Raw genomic sequence first — 16,799 nt, 5'->3', positions numbered from 1 at the left:
AGTTTGCGCATGATACTTTGGATATTTTCATCATTAAAGCGGAAATAGCCGTTTTTCCAGGCCAGTGCTTCTTCGATATTTGCGTCGGCTATCGTTAAGCTACCATTTCTTAAAACAGACATTTTCCCGGGGACAAGCTGCTTCGTTTCACCGGCTAAGTCTGTAACCTTAATGCTGCCTTCTGCTAAGGTGGTTTTAACATTTGGCTCATCGGGATAGGAGTTGATATTGAAATGGGTGCCCAATACCTGGACAGACTGCTTATCTGTTTTGACAATAAATGGATGAAGGTTGTCCTTGGCTACTTCAAAGTACGCTTCTCCGTTTAATTCGACTATGCGTTCCTTTTGATTTTTGAATGAAGCCGGATAGTTAAAGGATGAAGCCGAATTGAGCCAGACTTTGCTCCCGTCGGGTAAGATCACCTGCCACTGCCCACCTTTGGGAGTAGAAATGTTATTTATTGTATTTGCCTCACCCTGATCGCTGTTTCCAACTTTCATATAGGTAATCTGACCATTGGTTGTTTTATAGATTAGGATGCCTGACTGTGACGCAAGCTGTCCGGTTCCAGCCTTACTTAAATTGATCCTCTTACCATTTGATAGCGTCAGTATGGCCGCATTCGTGCCGGGCGCGATATCCTGTTTGGTGGGTAGCTTCTCTGGGTTATTAAAGGAGGGTAGGAATTTTATGGTGATAGTAAGTAGTATGCCAATTAGAACAGCGGCGCTTAACAGTTTTACGCCTATCTTTAAAAAAGCACTTTGGTTTCCCGGCAACTCCCTGAAAATTCTGTTTCCTATGGCTTTTATCCTTCTTGGCGTAATATCTAAATCATGCTCATTAAACTGCAGGTACCAGGCTTCCAGCAAAGCTTTTTCTTCTTCGGTGCATTTGCCCTCGTGATACTTCTTGAAAAGTTCCTTAAGTTCTTCCTTTTCCATGTTAATATGGGATTAACCAATTTTTAACACTAAACGGGCAGGACATTTAGAAAGGAAGTAGAAGGAAAAATAATTAACGGTTTTTTTACAATTTGTGTGATTTTATAGCTTATGATGCACCAGTTTTTATAGCTATTGGTGCTACACTTTTTCATCACATTAATTTGATTACTCTTTACGGTTTGATTGAGGTAATCTCAAAAACTGCCCGAAGGTGAATTTTTACTCAACTGGTTTGAGGGCAAAAATCCAATCGTTTGTAGATAAAAAAAGCACGTTAAAGGAAACTTTTCAATCCGAATAAAATATTGTGTAACATCGCATAGTATGCTGTTTCATCAATCCAAATACCGGGGAGTTATTGACCGTTACCTGCCGTTGTTGCTGCATGGTCTGGCATGGATCGCCTATGCGTCAGCAGTATACAATGGAAATGCGGCCGGACGCAGCTTCTTTGAGTTTTTAACACGGTACGGCCCGAAATTTATTTTCCAGGCCATCATTTTTTACAGCAATTACCTTTACCTGATCCCGGCGGCACTGGCCAGGTTGAGAATAGGACGTTTTATTTCCTTTAACATCGTATTGGTGGGGGTGTTCGCAGTGGTATTGTCCGGTGTTCGGTACCTACAAACGGCTTCAGGCCAGTTTTCTTTTTTGCAAAGCATTTGGATAAACTGCCTGAATATTACCTGGTTCTTAGTATTGGCCATATTGATCCGGTTCAGTACCGACTGGTTCAGGCAAAAGCAATTGGAAAAAGAAAAAGAAAACCAACAGCTCAAAACAGAATTGGATTTTTTAAAGGCACAGGTAAACCCCCATTTTTTCTTTAATTCCCTCAATAATTTATATGCACTGGCTTTAAAACAAGCACCGGAGACGCCGGAGACGATATTGAAAATATCGGGGATCATGCGTTATATGCTGTATGAAACCGATGTCGCGCAGGTACCGTTAAGGCAAGAAGTGGACATGATCAATACATATATCTCTTTGCAGCAGTTGAAAACCAAATCAGCGGGTTATCCGCCAATAATAGTTACGGGGGATATTGGCAATCTACAAATAGAACCCTTATTGTTACTACCTCTGATTGAAAACGTTTTTAAGCACGGAACCATGCCGCTTACTATATTATTACAGGTTAGTTCTGTCACCATTCAGCTAACAACAAGTAATCAAATGAGGAAAGAGACTAATGCTATTGCAGGCGGGATAGGCTTAAGCAATCTGAAACGGCGGCTCAGCCTGCTTTACCCAGGTGCACACCAGTTGAAACTACAAGAAAAGGATGGTATTTTTACTGCAACACTTATATTAAACCTCCCCATAAAAAAATGATCAGGTGTGTGGCCATAGATGACGAGTTTTTAGCCCTGGAGGTGATCGAGAACTACGTGGGACGATTGCCATTTCTGGAATTGGTGGGAACTTTTACCAATGCCCTTGAAGCTTTGCCCTTGCTAACGGGCGAACCTGTCGACCTGCTGTTCCTGGATATTGAAATGCCGGACATCAACGGCCTTGCTTTCCTGCGGACACTAAAAAAAACACCGCTGGTCATTTTTACCACCGCTTATTCGCAATTCGCACCCGAGGGCTTTGAGGTGGACGCAGTGGACTATTTGATCAAGCCGATTCCGTTTGACCGGTTTTTAAAGGGGGTACAGAAGGCACAGCAAAGGTTGCAGCCATCCGCAACGACTATCCATCCGGATCATTTATTTATCAAATCCGATTATAAAACGCTCCGGGTTGCCTTAAACGAGGTCCTGTACATTGAAGGGATGAAGGACTATGTTTGCATCCATACCACCGGACAATCCATTAATACCTTACTCAGTATCACGGCCCTTTTAGAAAAGCTTCCGGCAACCGGCTTTGTCAGGGTTCACCGGTCCTTCGTTATTGCTTTGAATAAGATAAATAGTATCGAACGCAACACTATTTTAATTGGAGCGATTAAAATACCCATCGGCGATCAATACCGCGATGAATTGATGAAGCGTTTAACTTAAGGTCGAATTTCTGGCCGTTGACGGCTAAAATCCTCCCTTTGATGATTTAATTCTTTGTTGGTTTCGGTAAAACATTCCTTTGTTACTGTAAAACAATAACAGCAATGGAATTACGATCAAATATTATCGAAACCCGGAAATTAGATTTCTCTTTCCACCCGGGCCTACCTATCCTGAAGGATATTAACCTCCAGGTACCTGCCGGGAGCATCTACGGTTTTTTAGGGCCAAACGGGGCAGGTAAGACGACCACCCTTAGATTATTATTGGGACTGATCAAACAGGAGCAATCATCCATTCAAATCTTCGGCCAGGATTTTTGGCCAAACCGGATTGCTGTTTTAAAACGGATAGGTTCACTCATTGAACAACCCTCGCTTTACGGGCATTTAACTGGCCGGGAAAACCTGGAAGTGTTCCGGCTTTCTTATGGCTGCGACAAAAGCCGGATAAGCGAAGTATTGGCTATTGTGGGCTTACAGCTGGCTGCCGGCAAAAAGGCCAAAGAATATTCTTTAGGCATGAAGCAAAGGCTGGCTATCGCGATTGCTTTGTTGCACCAACCCGACCTGTTGATCCTTGATGAACCTACTAACGGGCTTGACCCGAATGGGATTATCGAGATCCGCGACCTGCTCCGCAAGTTGAACCAGGAAAAGGGCATCACTATTTTGATCTCCAGCCACCTGTTGCCGGAAGTAGAAAAGATTGTTACGCATTTAGGGATCATTAATCAAGGCCAACTGATCTTCCAGGGTACCTTGCCCGAGCTACAGCAATTTAAAACCGCTGCGTTGACTTTGGCTGCCGAGGTAGACGATCCGCTTAAAGCAACCGCGCTCGTTGAGGGTAGCTTTACTGTGATACCGACCAACGGCCAACTGCATATCAGCATTCAAAACAAAGAGCAAGTTGCCGAAATTGCCCGGATATGGGAGCAAAACCAAATCAATATCTACCAGCTAACTTTATTAAAAAGCGACCTCGAAGACCTATTCATGCAAATCATCAACAACTAAAACCATGAGCACTTTTATTTTAAATACCCGCGCCGAGTTCCTGAAAGCTAAAAGGACATCCGTGATATGGATCACCCTGATCGCCGCCTTATTTGTACCCATTATCGATTTTATCATTTGCCTGGAACGGCCAGATGTGATGACGCACCGGATGCAGCCAGGTTTTTGGTTGCCTTATTTGCAGTTCGTGTGGAAAAACACGGCAGCTATTATTGTGCCTGTTTATGCCATACTCATCACCAGCCTTATCGTTCAGATCGAATTTCGCAACAATACCTGGAAGCAAGTTTATGCGTCACCACGCAGGTTTGGGGACATCTTCTTTTCCAAACTGATCGTGATCAACACACTCGTTTTATCTTTCTTCATTTTATTCAGCCTATTCTTCACTTTATCAGGACTGGCGGTAGGCGCGGCCAACGCAAACTATCATGTTTCAGATAATACAATCCCTTTTACCGAAATTATTGCCACTGCGGCAAGGATTTACTTAGGTATCCTGCCTGTAATGGCTATCCAATACTGGCTCAGCCTGCGCTTTAAAAACTTCGCCACGCCATTAGGCATCGGCATGGGTTTATGGATAACCGGGGTGGTGTTGCTGGATTGGGACAAGATCATTTATTACCCTTACATGTACGCACCATTGATGTTCTTTTCAGATTTCAGCAAACATCCTGAAAAGCTGCCGCAACTGATGATCAATTCATCGATCTGCTTTGTAGTTGCCCTGATTTTTGGTACCTGGAACATCCGCAACCTGAAAGAAAAAGGATAAGCCAACTCATTTTATCATTATTCAATTCAAATCAAATGAAAACATTATTGCTTTCGGTAGCTACGCTATTGACCATACTTTCCGTCAAAGCACAGCAAATTACAGGAATCGTTAAAGACCAAAGCGGTCAACCCCTCAAGGGAGCGGCGCTCATCCTGAAAAGAACAAAGGACTCCACCACGGTTAAACTGGCCGTAACAGACGCGTCCGGGCTTTACCGGTTGCAAGCTCCCGCAGGCAGCTATTTTTTTTCAGTCAGCCATATTGGTTATGAAATGAAGAACTCCGTCCCGGTCAGTTTAACTGATAACGGTATAACACAAATGCCCGACCTTGTTTTATTGAAGGCCGTAAAAAATCTCAAAGAGGTAGCGATTACGGCCTCCAGGCCATTGATCGAAGTGCATACCGATAAACTGATCCTCAATGTGGGTAGCAGTGTGACTGCTATCGGCCAGGACGGATTGGAACTGCTGCGCAAAGCACCCGGCGTTACCGTTGACCAGAACGGCGGACTGATGCTGAATGGTAAGAATGGTGTTCAGATATACATTAATGGCAAGCCCAGCCCGTTGAGCGGAGATGATCTGGCTGCGTTCCTGCATTCGCTACAGGCGTCTCAGATCGATGCTATCGAGATCATCGCCAATCCATCGGCCAAATTTGATGCGGCGGGCAGCGCCGGGATCATCAATATCCGGCTGAAAAAGAATACAGCGTTTGGCACCAATGGCAGCGTTAACGCTGCTTACAGCATCGGCTCTCATTCCAGTTACAGTACAGGCCTGAACTTAAACCACCGCGAGGGTAATACTAATATTTACGGCACCTATAATTTTAACGACCGCAAAAGCGCGGCATACATCAATACCGACCGGGTATTGCGCGATACCGCATTTAACCAACGTTATAATCAATTGAACCACCTAACCGCTCATAATTTGCAGGTGGGACTCGACCAGCAACTGAACAAAACCAGCAGCGCCGGATTCATCGCTGGCGGTTCTTTTGCCAGTTATAATACCGATGGCAATAGTATTACGCCGATCACTTTTATCCCCACAGGGCAGGTGAATAAGATACTGCTGGCCGGGAACAATACAACAAGGCAGCGTAACAGCGGAAGCTTTAACGCTAATTATCGCTATGCGGACAAGAACGGGCATACGCTTGGAATAGATGCCGACTACGACCTGTTCCGGATCAGCAATGACCAGCTGCAACCGAATAATTACTACGATGGATCTGGCAATACCTTTCTTTACGGTGATACTTATCATATCCTATCACCCACGGCCATCGATATTTTCAGCATCAAAGCGGACTATGAACAGAACCTTTGGCAGGGCAAACTGGGTTTTGGCGCCAAAGTTTCCTCCACCGACAGTAAAAATGACCTGAAGCAGTTTAACGTATTGGCCGCAGGCGATGTTTTAAACAATGCGTTAAGCGATAATTTTGAATACAAAGAACAGATCCAGGCTGTCTATTTGAACTATAACCGGGACTGGAAACACTGGACGATGCAACTGGGCGTGCGGGCAGAACGGACTTCGGCCAAAGGCTTATCGATGCCTTACAGCAGTACACCCGATTCGGTTTTCAACCGCGATTATACCGGCTTGTTCCCTTCGGGGGCATTGACCTGGAAAGCGACGGATGCGCAGCAATGGACGCTGAACTTTAGCCGCAGGCTGGACAGGCCTTCTTATTCCTTTTTAAATCCTTTTGTTTATAGGATCGATGATTATAGCGCCAGGGCCGGTAACACGCAATTACAGCCCCAGTATACCAATAGCCTGAGCCTGGCCTACCTTTACGGGCAGAAATTGAACATCAGCTTAAACTATAGTCATGTAACCGGCGTTTTTGCTATCGAGGCCGATACCGTGGGGCATTCGAGGTATGTACTTATCAATAAAAATCTTGCGGAACAGGATATCACCAGCCTAACCGCAAGTTACCCAATTGAACTGAAATGGTACAGCGCGCAGGCCAACATGAACAGTTATTACAGCCGCTACCAATCGCCGGGCATCAATTTGAGTACTTATGCGCTGGAAGCCTTTTTACAGCAAGACTTTGACCTGGGTAAAGGTTACCGGGCGGAACTGACCACCCTATACAATTCACCGGCCATCTTGCAAGGTACCTTTAAAAGCAAAGCAAACAGCGATGTAGACGCGGGTATTCAAAAAAGTTTATTTGCCGGTAAGGGCTCGTTAAGGGTAGCGGTGACCGATATTTTCCATACCCAGAAGAATCAAGTATCGAGTAATGTATCGGGTCAGCAACTGCAAACCATCAGCGGCGGCGAAACACGGCTACTGCGGGTTGCTTTCAATTATCGCTTCGGCAGCAATAAGGTAAAACCGGCAAAAAGACATCAAACCGGTACCGAGGATGAGAGCAGGAGAACGAATTGACAGACCGGTTCTAATTTCAATCTGCAGGTATAACAAAGGTATGAACGTTAATCTTCAACTTTTTGCACCCAGCTTTCGTTTTTCAGCATTAATGATGTTAATGAGTCCCGGTACCTACCAATAACGTGGTGCATTAAAAGCTACAAAAAGTGGTGCATCAATAGCTAATAATTGACAATTTGTGTGAGTAACACAAGGTGAGTTTACACTTTACACACAAGAAGACTTTACGCAATTGCGGTTCCAGACCTTTTTTTTACATCTAAATCCGCACATTGTCATGTTCGGATCTGTAACACTTTTTTTGATCACTAATTTCTATCTATCTGTTTATAAATTGTTTAAAATTACGGAACGAAGATTGATGCAAGTTTGTAATTTGAAAACATACACCTTTCATATTGATTTCTATAACCTGGCTTTCCTGGGGGCCATATTTGTTGGGTTCGCTTTCAGCCTAATGTTATTGCTTGTGCAAAAAGGCAACAAGGCTGCGAACAGGATCCTTGGCCTGATCCTCCTGATTACCGTTAGTGCGATGCTCCGGGCTTTGGACACTGACATTGACCTGGAACTACCGCAATTTTTGCTGGCTTTAGGCCCGCTTATTTATTTTTATGTATGGAGCATAGCAAAGCCGGACTGCAAATTCCGCTCCCTCGACCTGCTGCATTTCTGCCCCTCTTTGGTAGAAGCCATAGCAGCTATGTATAATACATCAAGTGTTCCGTGGCTGAACACGGTATTTCAATTCCTGATATTTATTTCGGTTTGCGGCTATTTGTGTGCCGCCCAAAAGTTGATCAAAGACTTTTCCCTGGCGTTAAAATTTAAGGGCAGTGACCGTTACCGGCTGAAATTAAAGTTGCTGCACAATTTAATGACAGGTTTCGCCTTTTTATGGTTATTGTGGATACCTTTTTATATGATTGCTTGCTTATACAACAATAGTCAGGCAACGAACTTATTCTATCCTTTATACCTCCTTTTGGCAGGCTCCGCGATTGGGACGGCCGGAATGGTGATCTTAAAGCCCGAGATTCACTCGCCGGCAGATGAACCGTACTTTTTGAAATTACCATCGACGGATGAATTTAAACATACAGCTCGCTGGCTTAAACAAATGATGAAGAGCGGTGCTTATTATAAAGACCAAGAACTAAGTTTGACCACACTGGCTGATAAGCTCGGGCTCACTACCCACGAGTTGTCCGCGATCGTCAATACTGTACTTAAAAAAAGTTTCAATGACTTTGTCAATGAGTATCGCGTAGCCGATGTGGTCAGTAAGATACAGAACCCGGCTTTTGATCAGCTCACCCTGGAGGGCATAGCTTATGATTCCGGTTTTAACTCACCCAGCACCTTTCACCGCGCATTCAAACAGTTGACCGGAAAAACGCCTGCAGCGTATAAAAAACAACTGTCATCTTATAACTTGACATATGGTTCCCGACCGGCAGCGGTAATTTCGAACCAGGTAAACAGCAATCATATGTTTAAAAATTATTTGAGAATCGCCTGGCGGAATACGACCAGGAACAAAGTTTCTTCGTTCATCAATATCAGCGGCCTTGCCGTGGGTATGGCAGTGGCCATGCTAATCGGTTTATGGATCTGGGACGAATTGTCATTCAATAAATTCAACACGAATTATGACCGCATTGTGCAGGTGCTGGCCAATAAGAACGTCAGCGGCGGGCTGGCAACGCAGGCCTCGCAGCCCTTTCCGCTTTCAAAAGAGTTGCGGGGCCAGTATGGCAGCGACTTTAAAGCTGTTGCCGCCGCAGTTACCTACGAGCAAAGCATCAATTATCATAATCATGCCTTTTCCCGGACTGGCTGTTTTGCCGAGCCTGCAATGACCGATATCATCACGTTGAATATGGTGAAGGGCTCGAAAACAGCCTTTAAGATACCGGGCACCATACTGATCAATGAATCACTCGCGCGGGCCGTGTTCGGAGATGCTGATCCCATCAACAAAATAATCAAAATCAGCGATGCCTACCTGGTTCAGGTTGCCGGGGTGTATCAAGACCTGCCCCGGAACACGCAGTTTGGTAATGTTGAATTTATAGCGCCTATCCGTCTCCTGTTTAAAAGTACCGGAGACATGAATAACTGGTACGATAGTTCGTTCCAGGTTTTTGCCTTGCTGAATGAGGGAAGTCAGCCGCCGCAAGTATCCCATAAAATACGGAACATCCTGTATGAACGCAGGAAAGATGCTACCAGGCCCGCTCTGGTTTTATTTCCGATGCGGCAGTGGCATCTTTACGAGTTTAAGGACGGGGTTGCCGTGCCGGGAAGGTTGCAGTTCGTATGGCTCTTCGGCGTTATCGGCTTATTCGTTCTGCTTCTGGCCTGCATCAATTTTATGAACCTGAGCACGGCACGGAGCGAAAGGCGCGCTAAAGAGGTTGGCATACGTAAAGCCATCGGCTCCTTGCGCGGTCAGTTGGTCGCGCAGTTTCTAAGCGAATCCTTTCTGATCGTCGCCGTGTCATTTGTGATAGCCGTACTGCTGTCCTGGCTGGCTTTGCCGTTTTTCAATGATGTTTCAGGCAAGGACCTTCATCTGATCTGGACTAACCCGCTGGTTTGGCTGACCTGCTTTAGTTTTTGCCTTTTCACTGGGCTTATCGCAGGCAGTTACCCGGCGCTTTACTTGTCTTCGTTTAATGCGGTAAAAGTATTAAAGGGCACCTTCAAAGCGGGGCCTGCCGCCGCCATGCCACGTAAAATACTCGTGGTTCTTCAATTCGCAGTTTCGGTTACCATCATCATCGGCACCATTGTTGTTTTCAAACAAATTGAATTCGCAAAGGACAGGCCGGTCGGTTATAATCGGGACAATCTCGTATCGATTCCTTACAACGCGATCAAGGAGTACAGGGCTTTCCGCCAGGAACTGTTGAACACAGGCGCAGTATCCGGCGTATCCCCGTCGTCTAATCCAACAACCGGCGTCTGGTCGTCGGCAGATAACCTGAGCTGGAGGGGAAAAGACCCCAACCGGCAGGAGGTATTCGGCACTGTACTGGTCGATCCCGATTTTGGCAGCGTTGTAGACTGGAAAATGAAGGAAGGCAGGAGTTTCTCCAGGCAGTTCCTGAGTGATTCATCAGGCTTTTTATTTAATGAGGCAGCTATCAGGCAGATGGGGTTGAAAGAACCCGTAGGAGAAACCATTAAATGGCATGGTAAAGACTGGAAGGTGCTTGGTGTGGTGAAAGACATGGTCATGAATTCACCTTTCGATCCGGTAACTCCGGTGGTGTTTTTAATGGATGACCGCGAGCGGTCATTCAACGTGATCAATTTGAAACTCAGGGCCGGCATGCCCGTTGCCGGTGCATTAGCCAGGATCGAAGCGGTCTTTAAAAAATTCGCGCCGGAAGCGCCTTTCAATTATAAGTTCGCGGATAGTGAATATGCGCAAAAATTCTTAGCCGAGGAACGTACCGGAAAGCTGGCCTCCGTGTTCGCGGTGCTCGCCATCTTCATATCATGCCTTGGATTATTCGGTGTGGCATCATTTGTAGCAGAACAGCGCATCAAAGAGATCGGTATCCGCAAGGTGTTGGGCGCATCGGTGATGAGCATCTGGGGTTCTTTATCCAAAGAATTTGTCATCCTGGTGTGTATCGCGTTGCTCATTGCCGTGCCGTTCTCCTGGTATTTCATGCATCAGTGGCTACAGCATTATATTTATCGTACCGGACTCTCCTGGTGGGTTTTTGCATTGACCGGAGCAGGCGCTTTGATCATCACTTTAATCACAGTAAGTTATCACAGCATCAAAGCGGCATTGACCAACCCGTTGAAAAGCCTTCGCTCGGAATGATGTTGCTACTAAGGACTTATAGTAAAAACAATGTGGTGCGTTCCGGGGTGAGATACGGAACGCATTTATTTTTAATTATGATATCTTCATTTTTGATTATCCTGCTTCCCCTAAGTTTTAATAACAGGAAATAATTAGAAATAGGCATCGCAAATTTGCTTTTGGGTGGTAAGACTGCTCTGACAATTTTTTTATAGAGTATTGAGAATGTAAACTCTTCTTTTGTAATAATTGTAAACTCACCGTATGTTATTTACAATTTTTCTCTTTTAGTGGCGCACTATTATTCGAGTTATTATTTGCTTTTTTAATGGCTTCTCATGAGGGCTAAAGCCGTTTCCACATATGATGGCACATTTGCTATCCTGATTCGCCAGAAGTTATAACGGCCGGATTTGACAAAAATCAATAAGCGGCCCGGAACCACCCGGGCCGTATTAACCAGTCTTTCGACTAAAACCAACACGCCCCGCGCAAGCTGGAAACAACGATTACTCGCTCCGTAAGCTTTTTACCGGATTGACCAGAGCCACTTTAATGATCTGAAAACTGATGGTAATCAGCGCGATAAAAATGATCACACCAGCGGAAAGTGCAAATACCCACCATTGCAGCGGTGCACGGTAAACAAAACTTTGCAGAAAGCCGTTAGTGGTATACCAGGCCAGCGGCATGGCGATAGCGATCGCGATAACGATCAGCAAGATAAACTCGCGTGACAAGAGAACAAATAAGGTGTTTACGCCCGCGCCAAGCACCTTGCGGATACCGATCTCTTTAACCCTTTGTTCGGCCGTGAACAAGACAAGACCCAACAGACCGAGGCAGGAAATGAAGATGGCCAGCATCGCGAACGTGTCAGCCAGCCTGTTAATGATCTGGTCATTTTGATATAAATGGGCATATTCCTGGTCAGTAAAATAAATGACCGGAGGAAAAGCCGGATTAAGTTGTTTGCTCAATTGCTGAATTTCTGCCAGCGCGGTTGGTGTTTTACCTGGTTGTGTCCTGATCAATATGACGCCGCCCTGCTGGTTTTCGCCGGAGGCCAGTACCATTGGGCCTACCGTTTCATGCAGGGAGTGAAAATGAAAGTCTTTAACCACGCCCACGATCATGCGCTTTTTGCCCAGCCAGGTAAAGGGCTTTCCAACCGGGTCTTTATAGCCGGTCAGCGTGACAGCCGTTTCGTTCAGGATATAGCCCGAAGTATCCGCCGGATGATCAGCAGCAAACTCATGGCCCGCCAGCAGCCTCAGCTTCATTGTTTTGAAATAGTCATAACCGATAACGGCGTGGGTAACCTGTGTGTTCATCTTCGGATCATGACCGATCCAATCTACTGCCGCACTGCTGCCATAAATATCGATCGGCGCTATATTGATGCGGCTTACTGCCTGTATCCCGGGCTGGTTTAACAGTTCATTTTTAAATACCGCGTATTTGGCGTCCAATTCCCCCTCAACCGGCATATAGACCACGTTCTCGCGGCTATAGCCCAGATCCTTGGATTCCATATAGCGCATTTGCCGGGAAACGATGACCGTGCCCGTGATGAGCAGCACGGACAATACGAATTGGAACACGACCAGCCCCTTACGCAACAGTAAAGTACCGCTATCCAGTTTGATGGTACTTTTCAGTACCCTGACCGGCTTAAACGCGGACAGGAACAAAGCCGGGTACAGGCCGGATAGCAGGCCGGTGATCATGGTGATACCCAACAGCTCCAACCAAAAAAGCGGCCGGCCGAAAGGCAATCCGATCTGCTTTTGTACCAGTTCATTGAACCAGGGCCGCGCCAGCAGGAGTAAGGGCAAAGCCAGCACAACCGCCAGCGCGGTGACGATCAAGGCTTCCGAGATAAACTGGCCGATGAGCGCCGGGCGCAATGCACCGATCGCCTTGCGTACGCCGACTTCTTTCGCCCTTTTCACCGATCGTGCCGTCATCAGGTTCATGAAATTGATACAGGCGATCAGCAGGATAAAAACAGCGATGATACTGAAAAGACGTACATACCGGACACGACCACCATCAGGCTTGCCGCTTTGTATATTATTGTTCAGATAAGCATCAGCATAGGGTTGCAGGGCCAGGTCAGTGTAAGCGATAGCCTTTTTACGGTCGATATGCCAGTACAGGTCAAAGAACCGGGCGATCTTGGTGTTAACGGCTGCTGAATTCGCCTGTGGCCGCAGCATCACATAAGCGTTAGGCCCGTTATTGCCCATTTCCTTTGCCCAGGAATTATTCTCCAGGAAAGTGTCCCAGTTGAGCAGGAAGTCAAAGCTTTGCGACGAATTCGCGGGCAGGTCATCAAATACGGCGCTGACTTTGAAATCTTTCCGGTTCTGGTAGCGGATCATTTTTCCTATGGCCTGCTCGGGGCTGCCGTAAAATATCCCGGCCATTTTTTTTGATATGGCGATAGCTGATGGTGTGTTCAGTGCGGTTTGCGCGTGACCGGCCAGCAGCCGGTAACTGAACATTTTAAAGAAATCCACACCCGCTGAATTGCCGTTCATCTTAACGACTTTGTCACCGGCCTGGAAAGTGCTGGTCTCACCGAAGCCCATATTGGTCGCATATTGGATATCAGGATAGCTTCTTTTTAATTCGTCCGCCAGGATGCCCGGCATTTCATAACTACCGGTTTCTGTTTTGTTGTAGAAATCGCTTTTATAAACTTTAAATAACCGTTCGCTGCCTGCAAAGAAGGCATCCGTACTGTACTCGTTCTGTACCCATAACAGGATCAACAGGCTGCAGGCCAGTCCGACAGCAAGCCCTGAAGTATTAATGATGCTTTGCGACTTGTTCCTGAGCAAACCGCGCCAGGCGGTCTTGATGTAATTCCTGATCATAAAATTGCGTTTGAAAATGCCATAAGCCCGGTTAGGCGGACTCTCTGGATGCAATAATACCGGCTGCAGTCGTTGCGGAAGGCCCGGATTATAACTTGGGCGCTGTTTTTCGAGTTCGTTTTTGTATTCGGCGGCGCTTTTGCCGGTAAATTCGCGGAAAACCCGGTTAAATGTGGTCTTGGAATTGAAACCTGATTCGTAGGCGATCCCCAGCAGGGTGAGTTGGTCATAAGCGGGCTGCTGCATTTTCCGGGACACTTCTTTTACCCGGAGTTCATTGATAAAGTCGTTGAAGTTCTTTTTGAGGCCTAGGTTGATGATGCGCGATAATTCATGGACAGGTATGGCCAGCTCAGCCGCGAGCGAAGGAAGGGTCAGGTTGGGGTCTTCGTATAAACGCTGCTCCTTTACCGTTCCCTTCAGCCACCGGCTTTTTTCACGCAAGTCGCCGTCGATGCGATTTGGCTGCGGTGTTGCCATCATAGCGCCCGGCTTTACAATTACCTGCGCTGCCATAACGATCAGTATTATGGCGAAGGCCAACGCAAAAACATCGCTGAACAACCATAGCAAAGCGCTGAAAGTAAGCAAGTACAAAAACGTTTCCAGCCGCCGGAACATCAACCGGGGCCTGTCCATTAATACCGGCTGCATGCCATCGTAAAATTGCTGTATCACCCGGTAAGACAGGTACAGGTAAACGAGAAGGAAAACGGGCACCAGCCAGGCCGGCACCAGCGGATGGAGTAACGCAACACTGAAATGAGCCCAGTCCTTGCTGCGCAAAATCTGCTCCGGCCGGACAATTTTGCGGGTAAAAAAATACAACAACGGCCCCAACGCCAATGAAAGGTCTACCGGTAACTGCGCCAGGTGCAGGGCCATAACCACGAGGGATGGGCTTAACCATAATGCAGCAGCCGGCGCCTGCTTTCCGGCGACCGCTAAAAGTAAGGCCACCGTGAGCGCGCTGAATAAAGCCCCCAGGCAAAGGAGCTCATAAACACCAATATGAAATATGAAAGAATGCAAGTGGCTTAATAGTCCAATTTTTGTTCCAAACCTATAAATAATTGACTGATAACAGATTACTTCAAGTGAAATTTACAAACTGTAACAGAAGCGAACGCCTTATATGTCCGGTTTTAGTTATTGGCGTCGGTTGCAAACTGTGAACGCTACTGGATAGTGCAACACTATTTGGTTTCCATTTAGCCTGCCGGGTCTTATTGCATTAACGAGAGTTGAATGACTAACGATGATCATCAAACCGCTGGGTGCGCCATTATAAGTGGAAACGGCTTTAGCCCTCATGAGAAGCCATTAAAAAAGCAAATAATAACTCGAATAATAGTGCGCCACCAAAAGAGAAAAATAACAGTTTTTTACAATTTGATCAAAAAGAAGAGATAAATAATAATGCCTAGTTTAGTTTTAAGCACCCTTAAAGCGTTATTCAATTGTTTTGAAACGTTATTCTCCGAAGTGTTCAATTTCTCAGCGATCTCTTTATGGGTTAAGTTATCCTTTCTGCTGAGCTCAAAAATAAGTTTCATATTAGGAGGAAGCGCCTGGATTTCTTTTTCAATATATTTTTTCAGATCGTTCTCGCGGACAAGGTAATCAGTAGGGATGGCAGAATGGGTTTGCATATATTCATTTAGTGAGTCGAGGTATTTCGACTTTACCTGATCATGGGCAAATAGATCGAATATCCGGTTTCTGACAGCGGTATATAGGTAACCGCCGAGATTGCTCCCCTGTATTCCTGATTCTCGTTTGAACCAAAGGGAAGCAAATATATCCTGAACAATGTCTTTTGCCTGGTTCTCATCCCTTAGCTTCTTGTATGCGTGGACGAAAAGAAGATGGAAATAGCGTTGGTAGATTTCAGTGTAGGCGGCATGGTCCGACTCTTTTAAAAGTTGGAGGAGTTCACTGTCGGAAAGGGTATTGTAATCTGCCATCAGCTAACATCATAAAATGAAAGCCTCTGACTAAATCGGAACGGGAGTAATAATACGGCCGGAACCCACCTGTCATGTCGCGTGGCTCTGGTAAGCCAATCTCTTTCGAGATCTCCCCATGACATAAGCGAGCTCCGGCCCTATTGGTATAGGGAACGGAAGCTACACTTACACTCGCGGAGTAATTTACCAGATTTCGCGGCGAGGCTCGTTAGCAGTCCTTAATATTTTTTAATCACGAACTGCGAAAATACTTAATTTATAAGTCAAGAATATAGCTAAGGTAAAAAATAAGTCCCACATGTGGGTCATATCTTGGATTTTTTTTCTATTTTTTTATGGCTGATGTCCGAGAAGGTAAAATTATCAGCAATTGAACAACACATAATCGACTTTGTAACCGAGGTGCGTTTAAAAAATGATCTTAAACAAGAGGACATTGCCACCATTATAGGAGTTGGCCGCTCCTTTATAGCGAAAGTTGAGGATAGAAAACATAGAGCCAAGTATAACCTCAATCATATAGATAAACTGGCTGATCATTTTGGATTGTCTCCAAAAGATTTTCTACCAGAAAAGGCAAATAAGTATATTTAACTTTTGGCGTTGCCTACGGCCCAGGCTTTTCGTTGCAAGTCCTCGCTATCGCTGCGGGCTTTTCACTTCAATCCTTAACGCAGTTATGTATAAATAAATCCGATAGAATAATTAAACTGTAAAGGTCACAATTTAAGGAGCATTTTTTTACTCGGTGGGTTAAGGATCAAGTTCAACAAAATCTCCAAGTATGGAAACAGCCTCTTTTTATCTAATGTATTCGGGTAGGTGCAAACCGTTTTAATCAACCAAATAAGTTTGAACTTAAATAGCGATCCCCTCTGTCGCAGGCGATAAATACGATAAGGCCGCTTTCTAATTCATCGG

At 45.7% G+C, this 16,799-nt stretch carries 10 protein-coding genes; 7 read left to right on the top strand and 3 right to left on the bottom strand.

Annotation, left to right across the window (positions count from 1 at the left end; genetic code table 11):
• Positions 1-947, bottom strand: a 947-nt coding sequence (locus KXD93_RS30325) for a FecR family protein (protein ID WP_258141316.1), incomplete at its 3' end; no start/stop codon positions are given.
• 327 nt (positions 948-1,274) lie between these two features.
• Here KXD93_RS30325 and KXD93_RS30320 point away from each other — a divergent pair.
• The 6 genes from KXD93_RS30320 (at position 1,275) to KXD93_RS30295 (ending at position 11,041) form a co-directional block, all read left to right on the top strand.
• Positions 1,275-2,291: a sensor histidine kinase gene (locus KXD93_RS30320; RefSeq protein ID WP_258141315.1), complete on the top strand. Its 1,017-nt coding sequence runs from the start codon at positions 1,275-1,277 to the stop codon at positions 2,289-2,291.
• Complete coding sequence (locus KXD93_RS30315; protein WP_258141314.1) at positions 2,288-2,968, top strand: LytR/AlgR family response regulator transcription factor; 681 nt, start codon at positions 2,288-2,290, stop codon at positions 2,966-2,968. Before KXD93_RS30320 ends, KXD93_RS30315 begins: the two co-directional genes overlap by 4 nt.
• 104 nt (positions 2,969-3,072) lie before the next feature.
• Entirely contained in the window at positions 3,073-3,987 is a 915-nt protein-coding gene (locus KXD93_RS30310; protein ID WP_258141313.1) for an ABC transporter ATP-binding protein, read from the top strand.
• Positions 3,988-3,991: 4 nt separating this feature from the next.
• Positions 3,992-4,765 (top strand): ABC transporter permease, encoded by a 774-nt coding sequence (locus tag KXD93_RS30305; protein WP_258141312.1) that lies wholly within the window; start codon positions 3,992-3,994, stop codon positions 4,763-4,765.
• Between the two features lie 35 nt (positions 4,766-4,800).
• Positions 4,801-7,191, top strand: a complete 2,391-nt coding sequence (locus KXD93_RS30300) for a TonB-dependent receptor domain-containing protein (RefSeq protein ID WP_258141311.1) — start codon at positions 4,801-4,803, stop codon at positions 7,189-7,191.
• Between the two features lie 379 nt (positions 7,192-7,570).
• Complete coding sequence (locus KXD93_RS30295) at positions 7,571-11,041, top strand: ABC transporter permease (RefSeq protein WP_258141310.1); 3,471 nt, start codon at positions 7,571-7,573, stop codon at positions 11,039-11,041.
• Positions 11,042-11,532: 491 nt separating this feature from the next.
• Here KXD93_RS30295 and KXD93_RS30290 read toward each other — a convergent pair whose 3' ends face one another.
• Together KXD93_RS30290 and KXD93_RS30285 are read right to left on the bottom strand one after the other, a co-directional pair.
• A complete protein-coding gene (locus KXD93_RS30290) occupies positions 11,533-14,940 on the bottom strand; it encodes an ABC transporter permease (RefSeq protein WP_258141309.1) in 3,408 nt (1,135 codons plus the stop codon).
• Positions 14,941-15,293: 353 nt separating this feature from the next.
• The gene (locus KXD93_RS30285; RefSeq protein WP_258141308.1) at positions 15,294-15,875 is read right to left on the bottom strand and encodes an RNA polymerase sigma factor; all 582 of its coding nucleotides are present in this window, start codon (positions 15,873-15,875) and stop codon (positions 15,294-15,296) included.
• A 345-nt stretch (positions 15,876-16,220) separates the two neighbouring features.
• On the opposite strand from KXD93_RS30285, the gene KXD93_RS30280 reads away from it, so the two are divergent.
• Positions 16,221-16,472 carry a helix-turn-helix domain-containing protein gene (locus KXD93_RS30280; protein WP_258141307.1) on the top strand — a complete coding sequence of 84 codons (252 nt, stop codon included), beginning with the start codon at positions 16,221-16,223 and terminating at the stop codon, positions 16,470-16,472.
• Positions 16,473-16,799: the final 327 nt, after the last annotated feature.

This window comes from Mucilaginibacter phenanthrenivorans (genome assembly GCF_024721155.1).
In the GTDB taxonomy this organism is placed as follows: domain Bacteria; phylum Bacteroidota; class Bacteroidia; order Sphingobacteriales; family Sphingobacteriaceae; genus Mucilaginibacter; species Mucilaginibacter phenanthrenivorans.
Note: the sequence above shows the minus strand (reverse complement) of the source record. Positions and strands in the feature narration are given on the sequence as shown.

Coding starts and splice junctions, on each gene's coding strand:
- KXD93_RS30300 (WP_258141311.1), top strand. CDS start 4,801: ATGAAAACATTATTGCTTTCGGTAGCTACGCTATTGACCATACTTTCC.
- KXD93_RS30285 (WP_258141308.1), bottom strand. CDS start 15,875: ATGGCAGATTACAATACCCTTTCCGACAGTGAACTCCTCCAACTTTTA.
- KXD93_RS30320 (WP_258141315.1), top strand. CDS start 1,275: ATGCTGTTTCATCAATCCAAATACCGGGGAGTTATTGACCGTTACCTG.
- KXD93_RS30280 (WP_258141307.1), top strand. CDS start 16,221: ATGTCCGAGAAGGTAAAATTATCAGCAATTGAACAACACATAATCGAC.
- KXD93_RS30310 (WP_258141313.1), top strand. CDS start 3,073: ATGGAATTACGATCAAATATTATCGAAACCCGGAAATTAGATTTCTCT.
- KXD93_RS30305 (WP_258141312.1), top strand. CDS start 3,992: ATGAGCACTTTTATTTTAAATACCCGCGCCGAGTTCCTGAAAGCTAAA.
- KXD93_RS30315 (WP_258141314.1), top strand. CDS start 2,288: ATGATCAGGTGTGTGGCCATAGATGACGAGTTTTTAGCCCTGGAGGTG.